Source organism: Pelagibacterium montanilacus (genome assembly GCF_003992665.1).
Taxonomy (GTDB): Bacteria; Pseudomonadota; Alphaproteobacteria; order Rhizobiales; family Devosiaceae; genus Pelagibacterium; species Pelagibacterium montanilacus.
In genome coordinates, this window is record NZ_RZMX01000008.1 from 114,308 (window position 1) to 126,464 (window position 12,157).

Here is a 12,157-nt window from a genome sequence, read left to right on the forward strand (position 1 = left end):
TCAGGCGACGGCTTCCTGTTGTCCCGGCGGACGGCGACGGAAAGCGTGGCTGCGCCAGAGATCGAAGATCCCGGCAGCCTCATCTTCGCTCAACGCCTCGAAGCGCTTGCGGACATTGTCGATGTCTTCCCTGGTGGGCATGTCCCGCCAGGGGAGCACTGCAATCATAGCCTCGAAGAGCTCAGGCGAAATCCCGATGCCGCGGGCGGCAACGGTGATCGCCACGTAATCCTGCATGGCCAGCCATTTGACGAAGACTTCCGGGCGCACCTCGAGCAGCATGGTGAGCCCGGCAGCGGCATGGTGGCCATAGCCGAAGCGGGTGAACCGCTGGAGTGCCTTGAGATCGAAGCGGCGCCGGTCGGCGAGCGCCTTGACCTGATTCCAGGCCAGCTTCCACTCCTGCGCGGTGAAGCCAGCGCGGTTGCGGATCCGGTTGTAGACCAGCGCCTGGACGTGGCCCGGCATCGCGACGTCCTGTTCGGCATCGATACCCACGGCCTCGAGCGCTTCTTCGCCCACGGTGGACACTTCCGAGCGCACCTTGGCCCAGTCGATGTCCGTGCGTCCCCGCAGGTCGGCGGCGATCGACTGGTTGGCGCTGGCGATTCTGGCCAGCGCATCGAGCGACACGCGGCTGAGCTCGGCATCGGTGTTGCGCAGGAGCCCGGTAAGGGAGGCCTCGGTGCCATTGGCGACGATGGCGTCGGCGACGCGCTCGCCCAGGCCCTTGCGGCGCGCGATAATGGCGCGGTGGGCCTCGGTCTGGCGTTCGACGATCTCGATCAGGTCGTCGTCAGAGAGCACGGACGAAAATTCGAGCAGCGGTGCCGCGACCTCGATGACATCATTGGCGAGCTTGATGACCGCCATGCCCGGCGCGCGTTCAAGCGGCGCGAGCAGCCGGGCCACATGGGCCCGCGCTTCGACTTCCACAATGTCAGCGAGCTGGCACAGGACTTCGTCATACTGGGCGACCTGCTCGTCATCGCACCGGTCCGAGACGTAGGAAAAGAGCTGGGCGAGATTGCGGATAAGATGGTCACGCTCGGCCGCATCCGCTTCACCGTTGAGAACGCGGAAATTGGAGAACGCGCGCGTGCCCTCACTGGTCTCAAACATGTGTCGTCTCCCCGGCACCATGCCGCTTCTGGTCGTGAAGCTGGCACAGGGATTTCGCCATCGCCTGAACTCAATGGCAAGCGTTTGATTCAAATTTTCCTGAAATGACAAACAAGACATGAAGAAAGCCCCGCATCGCGAGGACACGGGGCTTTCGTGCGCGGTGTGAGGCCGCTTGTCGATATCGAACGCTTACTCGGCTGCGGAGATCGCCGCCGGGCGCTCCTGCTTGCCCTGTTCGATGGCATGGCGCACGCCCGAGCCGTAATCGGGGTGGACCTGGTCAAAGAGCTTGCACTGGCGCTCGACGATTTCGTCGGGAACCCCATCCATCGCCGCGGCGATGTTGGCGAACAAACGCATCTTCTGCCCGTCGTCAAACAGGGTGAACAGCGCGCGCGGCTGGCCGAAATCATCGTTGCCTTCGCGGTGGTTGTACCGGTCCGCATCGCCCGAAATCTTGAGCGGGGGCTCCTGCACGGCCTTGTTCTCGGTCGGACCGTCGAAGCTGTTGGGCTCGTAATACGCGTCCGGATTGCCGGTCCTGATGCCGCCATAGACGTTCATCTGGCCATCGCGGTGGTAGTGATGGACCGGGCACTTGGGAGCGTTCACGGGCAGCGACTCGTAATGGGTCCCCAGGCGGTACCGGTGCGCGTCCGCATAGGAGAAGACGCGGGCCTGAAGCATCTTGTCGGGCGAATGACCGATTCCCGGAACGATGTTGGAGGGGCTGAACGCAACCTGCTCGATCTCGGCGAAATAGTTGTCGGCGTTGCGGTTGAGCTCGAGCACCCCGATGTCGATCGGCGGATAGTCGGCGTGCGGCCAGACCTTGGTCAGATCGAAGGGGTTGTATCCGGTCTTGTCCGCATCGGCCTCGGGCATGATCTGCACCTGAACCTTCCAGCGCGGGAATTCCCCCCGCTCGATGGTGCCGAACAGCTCTTCCTGATAGCTCTCGCGGGTCGAGCCGATGACCTTCTCGGCTTCCTCGTTGGTGTAGTGCTTGTGGCCCTGCTCGGTCTTGAAGTGGAACTTTACCCAGAACCGCTCGCCATTGTCGTTCCAGAACGAATAGGTGTGGCTGCCATAGCCATTCATGAACATGGGCGCCACAGGCAGGCCGCGATCGCTCATCAGGATGGTGACCTGGTGCAGGCTCTCGGGCGAGAGCGACCAGAAATCCCACATGGCGGTCGCCGAGCGCAGATTGGTGCGCGGGTGACGCTTCTGGGTGTGGATGAAGTCCGGGAACTTGAGCGGATCGCGCACGAAAAAGACGGGGGTGTTGTTGCCAACCAGGTCCCAGTTGCCCTCTTCGGTGTAGAACTTGATCGAGAAGCCGCGCACGTCACGCTCGGCATCGGCCGCGCCCAGCTCACCGGCCACGGTCGAAAAACGCATGATCAGCGGCGTCTCTGCGCCGGGCTGCAGCGCCTTGGCACGGGTATACTTGGAAATGTCGCCCGTGATCGTCATGGTGCCGTGGGCACCCCAGCCCTTGGCGTGCACGACGCGCTCGGGGATACGCTCGCGGTTCTGATGGGCCAGCTTCTCGAGGAGCTGGTAGTCCTGCATCAGCACGGGGCCGCGCGGGCCTGCGGTGATCGAATTCTGGTTGTCGGGCACCGGGGCGCCGGCGGTCGTCGTCATCGTCTTGTCGGACATGAGGCCTCCGTCTTTGTAACGATTCTAAGGTGGCCCTTCGTCTACAGGGGAAATGGCGATTACGCAAATTGATAAAACTGACCGCAGCGATTAGGATCGCTTATCGGATCTACCGGACCTGCACCTCATGTTCACGATCACCCTGCGCCAGCTTCACTATGCCCGGATCATCGCCGAGGAAGGCCATTTCGGCCGCGCCGCCACGCGCTGCCACGTGACCCAGCCGGCCCTCTCCCAGCAGATCAAGCTGCTCGAGGAACGGTGCAACGCGCCCATATTCGAGCGTCTGGGCAAGAGTGTGCGCCCAACACGGTTCGGACGCGACTTCCTTGCGCGTGCGACCCGCGTGATGGAAGCGGCCCGCGATCTCGAATCTTTTGCCGACATGGCGACGGGCCATCCGGCTCGGCCCCTGCGCTTCGGATTGATCCCCACGGTTGCGCCCTATCTGCTCGCCGATATCCTGCCAGCCATTGCCGAGAGCGTGCCCACGGTGACGCTGGCAGTGAGCGAGGGCAAGACCGACCGACTGATCGCCGCGCTGCAGGACGGGGAGGTCGATTTCGCGCTGGTGGCCACGCCGCCGCCCAAAGCCGGATTTGTCAGCCGCACGCTTTTTGCCGACCCGTTCGTTCTTGCCGCGCCCCGGGGGACGGTGCCCGAGGGCCCAGTCGACCCCGTCGACCTGCCCCGCGACCGGCTGCTGCTGCTCGAGGAAGGCCATTGCCTGCGCGATCAGGCGGTGGATGCCTGCTCGCTGCCGTCCGACCTCGAAGGCCGCACCTTCGCGGCCACGTCCCTGACCACGATCCTCGAGCTGGTGGCCAATGGCTACGGTGTGACGCTGTTGCCCGCCATCAGCCTCAAGCGCGAGAGCGGGCACGGGGGCATCGCCATCCACCGGCTCAAGGCGCCCGGTGCCTCGCGGACCCTGCGGCTGGTGTGGCGCAGCGCCTCACCGCACGGGCACGTCTACGAGGAGATCGCCGCCGTGATCGCCGAGGTCGGCCAGGCGGCACTGCGCAGCGACTGGGCGGGCTGAGCCACGACTGGCCCTCGTCAGGCCGGACGGGGTCCGCGCCCGCGACGGCGCCATGTGTCGAAGGAAAAGACGACGAGCGAGAGCCAGATCAGAACGAAGCTCAGAAGACTTACGGGATCGAGGGTCTCGCCGAACAGAAAGACGGCCGAGAGGAAGTGGAGCGAGGGGGCGATATACTGGAACATGCCGATGGTGGTCAGCCGCAACTGCCGCGCCGCGTAAGCGAAGAAGATCAACGCCAGCGCCGTGAGCGGTCCCGAAACCACAAGGGCGGTGGCGGTGACCGCATCGGAATAATAATCGCGCCCGAACACCATCGCGCTGACCATCAGATAGATCACGGCGGGGGGCAGCATCAGGAGCGTTTCCACGAACAGCCCCGGCGCCGAGCCGACCCGCACGGTCTTGCGGAAATAGCCGTAGAACCCGAAGAGAATCGCCAGCCCGAGCGCAATCCAGGGCACGTCCCCAAGCGCGATGGCCTGGATGACCACCGCAGCCACGGCAATCCCGATCGCAGCGGTCTGCCAGGGGGACTGCCGCTCGCCCAACAGCACCATGCCGATGGCGACCGACACCAGCGGGTTGATGAAATACCCGAAGCTGACCTGCAGAACCTGACCGATCGAAACGCCCCAAACGAAGATGAGCCAGTTGAAAGCCAGAAGGGTGGTGGTCACCGCCATGACCCCTAGCACCCGCATATCGCGAAGGGCGGCGATGACCTCGCCGAACCGGCGGTGGAGCGCAAGCACGAGACACAGAAAGACCAGTGAGAAGATCACCCGGTGCGCGACAACGCCCACCGGATCGACATGATCGAGCAGCTTGAAGAACAGCGGGAACAGGCCCCACATCGAATAGGTCACGATGGCCGCGATGACGCCGAAGCGGACATTGGGATCAGGAGGGTTGGGGCGGACCGGGGGCGCGCCGGCGGCGGCGGGCGCACCTTCTATCGATGTCATGGACGTGGGCTTTCAGAGCGGATGGGCGTCCAGACTACCGGCTCACCCCAGCGCTGGCAAAGTGCAGTTTGTGATCGGACCCATCACTGGGGCGCGGGTTGGTCCTCGCCGGTGAGCGTATCGAGGAACTCCAGAAGAAGCGCATCGAAGAGATCGGGCCGCTCGAGATTGGGCAGGTGAGCGGTGCCCTCGATGACCACCGCGAAAGCGTTCTCCATGTCCTCGGAGAGATCGTCGTGCCGGTTCACGATATGAGGGAAATCGAGATCGCCCGCGATTAGCAGCGTGGGGGTATCGAGGCTCGCGACGAGGTCGGCTGCCGGTTCGGGCGCCTCCTCACGGGTGAGACGCGGGTGGGCGTGGATTGCCCCGTTCATGGAATGAAAGAGCGTGCGCACCGGCCCGCTCACCCGTCCGCTGGGCGAAAGTGGACCGTCGAGCCAGGCATGGGCCTGCACCGCGTTGATCGCGTCGATATCCCCGCTCTCTGTCACCGCCTCCATGGCGTGCACGATGCGCATGACGTCTGGCGTAAGCTTGGAGCGGCGGGCACCCGAGATCGACGTGCCCATCAGGACCAGCCCGGCGACGCGGCCCGGGTGGGCCAGTGTGAAGTCGATCGCCAGCGCCCCGCCCCGTGAGGAGCCCACCAGAACGCAGGCATGGATATCGAGCGCATCGAGAATCGCCTCGAGGTCCTCGAGGTGCGAGAAGCTCTCGTCGGGCGACGAGGTCTGCCCGAAGCCCCGCCGGTCATAGGCGAGCCCGAGATACCCCGCATCGGCCACGGCCCGAAGCTGGCCGGTCCACATGCGGCTGTCGGCCACCCCCGCGTGGAGGAACACCACGGGAATCCCCTCCCCCGCCTCAAGGCAGGCAAAGACGGCATCTTCGATCTCAAGGGAAAAGGATTCGATCATGGGTTCACTCTAGAGCAAAACGAAAGGCCGGACATCTCTGCCCGGCCTCCTATCAACGCAATTCGGGGCGTGCCCGAAGCGGCCTCTACCGCGTCAGCGGCTTGTAGCTGACCCGGCGCGGATTGACGGCTTCGGCGCCGAGCCGGCGGATCTTGTCGGCTTCGTAGTCCTGGAAATTGCCCTCGAACCATTCCACATGGCTGTCGCCTTCGAAGGCGAGGATGTGGGTGGCCAGACGGTCAAGGAACATGCGGTCGTGGCTGATGACCACGGCGCAGCCGGCGAACTCCTCGAGCGCCTCTTCGAGCGCGGCGAGGGTTTCGGTGTCCAGATCGTTGGTCGGTTCGTCGAGCAGGAGGACGTTGGCGCCGGACTTGAGCATCTTGGCCAGATGCACGCGGTTGCGCTGGCCGCCCGAAAGCGTGCCCACGGGCTGCTGCTGGTCCCCGCCCTTGAAGTTGAACGAGGAGGTGTAGGCGCGCGAGTTCACCTCCCGCTTGCCCAGCCGGATGATGTCGTTGCCATCCGAGATTTCCTCCCAGACCGACCTCTTGGGGTCCAGCGAATCCCGGCTTTGGTCCACATAGCCCATATGGACCGTGTCCCCGATGGTGATCGAGCCGCCATCGGGCTTTTCGTGGCCCGTGAGCATCTTGAACAGCGTGGACTTGCCCGCGCCGTTCGGCCCGATGACGCCCACGATGCCGCCGGGGGGCAGCTTGAAGGTGAGGTCGTCGATCAGAAGCTGGTTGCCATAGCCCTTGCGCAGGCTTTCGACGTCGATGACGTTCTGGCCCAGACGCTCGCCGGGCGGAATGATGATCTGCGCGGTCGAGGACTGAGTGCGCGCCTCGTTGACCTTGACCAGTTCGTCATAGGCCCGGATACGCGCCTTGGACTTGGTCTGGCGCGCCTGGGGCGACTGGCCGAGCCATTCCTTTTCGCGCTCGAGCACTTTCGAGCGGGCTTGATCCTCGCTTTTTTCCTGCGCCATGCGCTTGGACTTGGCGGTGAGATAGGCCGTGTAGTTGCCCTCGTAAGGAATGCCGCGGCCGCGGTCTAGCTCGAGAATCCAGCCCGTGACGTTGTCGAGGAAGTAGCGGTCGTGGGTGATGATCAACACCGCGCCCGGGAATTCGCGAAGGTGCTTTTCCAGCCAAGCCGTGGTTTCGGCGTCCAGATGGTTGGTGGGTTCGTCAAGCAGCAGCAGGTCGGGAGCCGACAGCAGGAGCTGGCAGAGCGCCACGCGGCGCTTCTCGCCACCCGACAGGCTCGCAACGCCAGCCTCGGGAGGCGGGCAGCGCAACGCTTCCATGGCCATCTCGACCTTGGAATCGAGATCCCAGAGGTCATCGGCGTCGATCTGGTCCTGAAGCTTTGAGGCTTCATCGGCCGTCTCGTCCGAATAGTTCATCATCAGTTCGTTGTAGCGGTCGAGGATGGCCTGTTTTTCCTTGACCCCGATCATGACGTTGCCGCGTACGTCGAGCTGGTCGTCGAGCTGGGGCTCCTGGGGCAGGTAGCCGACCTTGGCGCCGTCGGCCGCCCAGGCTTCGCCGGTGAACTCGGTCTCAATGCCGGCCATGATCTTGAGGAGGGTCGACTTGCCCGAGCCGTTGGGGCCCAGAATGCCGATCTTGGCGTCCGGGTAGAACGAGAGGTTGATGTTGTCGAGCACCTTCTTGCCCCCGGCATAGGCCTTGGACATGGAGTGCATGTGATAGATGAACTGGCGAGCCATAAAGCAGTCAGCCTCGTGAATTTCGGGTGAAATGCGATTGGGCCCGTATGTAGGGCAAGGCTTGGCCAAGGGCAATGGGGTGGCGGGGCTGCACGCGCCAGGCTGCCGGCTTCAATGGCCGCGCGAGGCACGCGCGCGGCGTTGGCGGCTCAACGCAGTGGGCAGCGCGCAGGCGGCGAGCAGCAGGGCCAGGGGCACGGTAAAGCCATAGCCTAGATATCCAAAGCCCACCGCGCCGACCACGCCGCCTGAAAAGAACGCAAAGAGCAGGCTGACAAGCGTTGCCAGCTTGGCCCTGTCTCCGCGCACCGCACGCCTCTCCGGCACGGTCGGGTCGAGATTGCGATAGGCGAACCGCCCGAGCTCGATCCCGATATCGGTGACCACCCCGGTGAAATGGGTGGTGCGGATCCGGGCGCCGGAAATGGTGGTGATGGTTGCGTTCTGAAGCCCCATGAGCAGGCACAGGATATAGGCAGCCGCTAAGACGAACCCGGGACTGCCCCCGGCAACCAAGCCCACCACGCCAAAGACCAGCAGCAGCGCCGCTTCGGCCCCGAGCGGCAGCGAATACTGGCTGAACCGAGTGTGCCGGCGCGCCCAGCCCGTGAGCGCGGCGGACAAGGCGGCACCGACCGTGAAGGCGGCGACCGCGCCCAAGCCCGCGGCGACGATGGTCCAGTTGCCGAGTGCCACATGGTCGGCGGCCTCGGCCACATAGCCGGTGACGTGCGAGGTATAGCGCCCGATGGCGAGAAAGCCCCCCGCATTGATGCCGCCGGCCACGAACGACAGGATAAGCGCCAGGGTGAAATCGGTGGCCCCGGTGCGCCGGTGGTCGGCCAGATGCGCGAACAGGCGCAGGCGGGATCGCCTGGCCCGCCGTTTCACCGTCACGGGCGCTCGATCCAGACCGGCACGGACTTGAAGGCCGGGGTCCGCGAGCGCGGGTCGATGGCGGTGCCCACGAGCACATTGGCTTCCGGGTAATAGGCGAGCGCCGAGCCGGACGGCAGGTCGTAGGGCAAGGCAACGACGCCTGACATGCGCCCGCTGGAGGAGACGAGGTCCACCCGGTCACCCGAGCCAATACCGCGCGCGGCCATGTCGGCGGCACTGAGCAGCACGCTCCAGCGGGGGGCCTTGTTGCGGTAGCTGTCGGTCTCTTCGTAGACGATGGTATTGAACTGGCCTTCGGACCGGATGGTGGCCAGCGTGATGGCCTGCTGCCCGTCCGGGGCCGTGACCGGGGCGGGCGTGGCGGTGAGAACGAAATGGGCCTTGCTGTCTCCGGTGGCGAATGCGGGCGTGTGCATCACGCGGTTGCGGATATGGAATTCTCGCCTGGCCACATCGAGATCGGCGAGGTCCTCGAGCCCGGGCACGATATCGGCGATGGCCTTGCGGACCTGCCGATGCTTGCCAAAGGCAGAAAAATCGATGGGGCAATCGTCCAGAATCCGGCCGGCAAGCTCCGAGAGAATGACGCTTTCGGGCCGGACATTGGCCAGCCGGTCGATGCCTCCATCCGAGAGACGGACGAAATTGAACATCGATTCCTGGGTGGTGGGCTCCCATTCCTCGTCGCGCGCGGTGACCGGAAGAACGAGGCTCTCGCTGTCGTCGTGGCCGTGGACATGGCCGAGATTGAGCGTGGTGGTCAAAAACAGCTTGAACCCTATCCGATCGAGCGCATCACGCGCCCAGGCGGTATCGGGCGAGGCGCCGTAGAGATTGCCGCCCATCATCACCGCAGCGTCGATATCGCCGCGATGGGCGGCACCGAGCGAGGCCATGGTGTCGAACCCGGGCTTGCGCGACAGGGTGATGCCGAGCGCCTCTTCCATGCGCGCGAACACCTCCTCGGCAAGGACAGGCTTGACCCCGATGGTGCCGATACCCTGGACGTTCGAGTGCCCACGCAGCGGCAGAAGCCCGGCATTGGGCCGCCCGACCATGCCGCGCAGCAGTGCGAGGTTGGCGATCATCTCGACGTTCTCGACCCCGTGGACATGATGGGTCATCCCCATGCCCCAGGCAAAGACGACGTTTGAGGCCATCCCGTAGCGCTGGGCCACGTGCGCGATCTCTTTCCGGGCGATGCCGGTAGCCTCGGTGATCGTGGCCCAGTCGGTCGTCGCGATATCGGCCCGGAACGCCTCGAACCCGCTGGTGTGCGCGGCGATGAAGGCGTTGTCGGTGCTGCCCGCTTCGAGCAGCGCCTTGGCGACGCCCTTCAGCAGCGCGATGTCAGAGCCGATGCGGGGCTGGAGATAGTCAGAGGCGATCTCGTCGCCGCCCTTGAGCATGGAGCTGGGGGATTTGGGCACGGCGAACTTGACCAGCCCGGGCTCGCGCGCCGGGTTGATGACGATGACCTCCCCTCCCCTGTCCCGGCAGGATTTGAGCATGTGAATGAAGCGCGGGTGGTTCGATGACGGATTGGCGCCAATCACGAAAATAAGGTCCGCGCCCTTGAGGTCGGCGAGTTCCACCGTTGCGGTGCCTTTGCCGATGGTGGTGGCGAGGCCCTCGCTGGTGGCCTGATGGCAGAAATACGAGCAATTGTTGACGTTGTTGGTGCCGTAAAGCCGGGCGATCAACTGAAACAGAAATCCCGCCTCGTTGGACGAGCGGCCCGAGGAATAGAAAAAGCTGCGGTCCGGATCAGTGGCGCGGAGCCGGGACGCGGCAATATCGAGTGCGAAATCCCAGTCGACGACCCGATAGCGATCTTCGCCCGCGCCTTTGTAGATCGGGTCGCCCAGCCGGCCCAGATGCTCCATTTCCCGGCCGGAAAGCTCCTTGAGCTCGGCCAGCGGGTGATCGAAGATTTCATGGGGGATCGGAGGCTGGATATCGGTGGACTGGGCCTGCACGCTCTTGTTGCAGACCGAGGGAAACTCTCCGAGCTCGTTGGTCATGCCGCCGCGCTGCCCGCCCATGCCATAAGCACAGGCCTTGCAGGTGTTCTTGGCCGTGAGCGCCTTGGCGGCCTTGCCGACTCCCATGCGCGAGACGGTCTGGAGGGTGTAAAGGACCTTCTTGGGGCCGCCGCCGACGATGGGACGCTGCTGGTTCATGGGTGGGGGTCTCCTTGGCCGCACTATGCACCCGCGCCCCGGCGCGACGCAATCGGGGCTGCGACGAGACGGCATATGGTCGCGGCCCGGCGGGGGCGCTAAGTCTCGGATCGAACATACCAGGTGCCCAAGCATGCTCCAGACCCTGCTCATTCCGCTTTGCGGCCTGATGATCCTTGCCGCCGCCATCAGGGGGCTGCTGCCCCGCGCCCGCTGGCGCGAGCGGTTCTATTCGGCCTTCACCGGCGGGTGGTCGGTGTTCGGGGCCGCAATCTACCATCCGCTGTGGTTTGGTCGGCTGGCCCCAGTGGGCTGGGTGCACAGCCCGGCCATCGTGATGGTCTTCGGCCTGGGCCTTCTGATGCTCGGCGTTTTCGGCGCCTCGATGCTGATCGGCGACAAATAGCTGAATCCGGGCGTCGAACCTCGACAATCAAGGACTTGGCGCCGTCTTCTGAATCAATCAGCGAGGGACCCCGACCGAGTGCTAGCATGCATGCGGGCGACCGGATTTCCGTATCGGAAGCGCGGCACATCAATGACTTAGAATGCTTGTTCTGATTCCATCCGTCAGGAAAATGCTCTAGCACGGTCGGGCCCGCTACGCCCTCCCGAGTCGCCCCATGCCCACCATCGTCCACCGACCATCCCTCCTGCACCTGCTGCTCGCGTTCGCCAGCGGGGGCCTGCTGACGGTGATGGTGGATTTCAATGCGCTGCTGGCCTCCCATTCCAGCGCGTTTCATTCCTCATGGGTGGCGCACGCGACCGGCTCGGTGGCGGGGCTGATCTTTCTTGCCATCCTGCGTATGGGCGCGTCCGCCGCCGCCAAGGGCGGAAGGCCCCCCGCCCCGCTCTGGGCCTATTCGGCCGGGATTCTCGGGGGTGCGACGGTGATGCTGACCTCGACCGCAGCCAATTCGGCGCTGGCGCTTTCGGGCACGCTGGCACTCGGTCTTGCCGGTCAGGTGCTGTTTTCGCTGGCTGCCGACCGATGGGGTCTGTTCGGCCTGCCCCGGCGTATGCCGCGGCTCACCGATTTCGGTGCGCTGGCGCTGATCGCGGGCGGCTCGGTGCTCATCATTTTCGGGTGGGGGTAAACCATGACCACCGCGATCCTTCTTGCCCTGCTCGCGGGCGTCCTGATCAGCCTTTCCCGCCAGATTAACGGACGGCTGGCGCTCTCGACCAGCGCGCTCGCCGCGTCGTTCTGGAACCACATCGTGGGCTTTGTGGCGCTGACCGTTGTCGGGCTGGCGCTGGGCATGCTCTGGCCGGAGGGGGCGCTGTCTGCACCCTGGTACACCTACTTCGCCGGAACACTCGGGGTGATCTTCGTGGCCTCGGGAAGCTGGCTGATCGTGCGTATCGGGGCGACGAACACCGCGATGCTGGTCATTGGGGGACAGATGGTCTCGGGCGTGGTCCTCGACCTCATGCGCGGAGCAAACGACAACATCCCCGCAAGCGCCGTAGGCGTCGCCATGATCATCGCCGGCATGGCGCTGACCCAGCGGCGGCGCGCCGACTGAGGACGAGACTGCGTTCGATTACAAAACCTTGCGGCATTTTCGCGATTCAGAACCTTCGCGAGAATGCCGCACTCACCT

At 64.7% G+C, this 12,157-nt stretch carries 11 protein-coding genes; 4 read left to right on the forward strand and 7 right to left on the reverse strand.

Annotated elements, in window-relative coordinates; all coding sequences use genetic code 11:
• Both EO136_RS02715 and EO136_RS02720 read right to left on the reverse strand, forming a co-directional pair.
• Complete coding sequence (locus tag EO136_RS02715) at positions 1-1,122, reverse strand: DUF2336 domain-containing protein (RefSeq protein ID WP_164730409.1); 1,122 nt, start codon at positions 1,120-1,122, stop codon at positions 1-3.
• 192 nt (positions 1,123-1,314) lie between these two features.
• A complete protein-coding gene (locus EO136_RS02720) occupies positions 1,315-2,793 on the reverse strand; it encodes a catalase (RefSeq protein WP_127142932.1) in 1,479 nt (492 codons plus the stop codon).
• Positions 2,794-2,920: 127 nt separating this feature from the next.
• Here EO136_RS02720 and EO136_RS02725 point away from each other — a divergent pair, with 127 nt between their 5' ends.
• A complete protein-coding gene (locus tag EO136_RS02725) occupies positions 2,921-3,835 on the forward strand; it encodes a hydrogen peroxide-inducible genes activator (protein ID WP_127142933.1) in 915 nt (304 codons plus the stop codon).
• 17 nt (positions 3,836-3,852) lie between these two features.
• Here the strand turns inward: EO136_RS02725 and rarD are convergent, their stop codons facing one another.
• The 5 genes from rarD to EO136_RS02750 all read right to left on the reverse strand — a co-directional run bounded on the left by rarD (position 3,853) and on the right by EO136_RS02750 (position 10,547).
• Positions 3,853-4,803, reverse strand: a complete 951-nt coding sequence (rarD, locus tag EO136_RS02730) for an EamA family transporter RarD (protein ID WP_127142934.1) — start codon at positions 4,801-4,803, stop codon at positions 3,853-3,855.
• Positions 4,804-4,886: 83 nt separating this feature from the next.
• Positions 4,887-5,723: an alpha/beta fold hydrolase gene (locus tag EO136_RS02735; protein ID WP_127142935.1), complete on the reverse strand. Its 837-nt coding sequence runs from the start codon at positions 5,721-5,723 to the stop codon at positions 4,887-4,889.
• Between the two features lie 85 nt (positions 5,724-5,808).
• Positions 5,809-7,464, reverse strand: coding sequence for an energy-dependent translational throttle protein EttA (gene ettA / locus EO136_RS02740; RefSeq protein WP_127142936.1), 1,656 nt, complete (start codon positions 7,462-7,464; stop codon positions 5,809-5,811).
• A 111-nt stretch (positions 7,465-7,575) separates the two neighbouring features.
• Positions 7,576-8,361 carry a YoaK family protein gene (locus EO136_RS02745; RefSeq protein ID WP_246018248.1) on the reverse strand — a complete coding sequence of 262 codons (786 nt, stop codon included), beginning with the start codon at positions 8,359-8,361 and terminating at the stop codon, positions 7,576-7,578.
• Positions 8,358-10,547: an FdhF/YdeP family oxidoreductase gene (locus EO136_RS02750; protein ID WP_127142938.1), complete on the reverse strand. Its 2,190-nt coding sequence runs from the start codon at positions 10,545-10,547 to the stop codon at positions 8,358-8,360. Before EO136_RS02750 ends, EO136_RS02745 begins: the two co-directional genes overlap by 4 nt.
• A gap of 133 nt (positions 10,548-10,680) precedes the next feature.
• On the opposite strand from EO136_RS02750, the gene EO136_RS02755 reads away from it, so the two are divergent.
• The 3 genes from EO136_RS02755 (at position 10,681) to EO136_RS02765 (ending at position 12,079) form a co-directional block, all read left to right on the forward strand.
• The gene (locus EO136_RS02755) at positions 10,681-10,953 is read left to right on the forward strand and encodes a hypothetical protein (protein ID WP_127142939.1); all 273 of its coding nucleotides are present in this window, start codon (positions 10,681-10,683) and stop codon (positions 10,951-10,953) included.
• A 217-nt stretch (positions 10,954-11,170) separates the two neighbouring features.
• Positions 11,171-11,647 carry a DMT family transporter gene (locus EO136_RS02760; RefSeq protein ID WP_127142940.1) on the forward strand — a complete coding sequence of 159 codons (477 nt, stop codon included), beginning with the start codon at positions 11,171-11,173 and terminating at the stop codon, positions 11,645-11,647.
• A 3-nt stretch (positions 11,648-11,650) separates the two neighbouring features.
• Complete coding sequence (locus EO136_RS02765) at positions 11,651-12,079, forward strand: DMT family transporter (protein WP_127142941.1); 429 nt, start codon at positions 11,651-11,653, stop codon at positions 12,077-12,079.
• Positions 12,080-12,157: the final 78 nt, after the last annotated feature.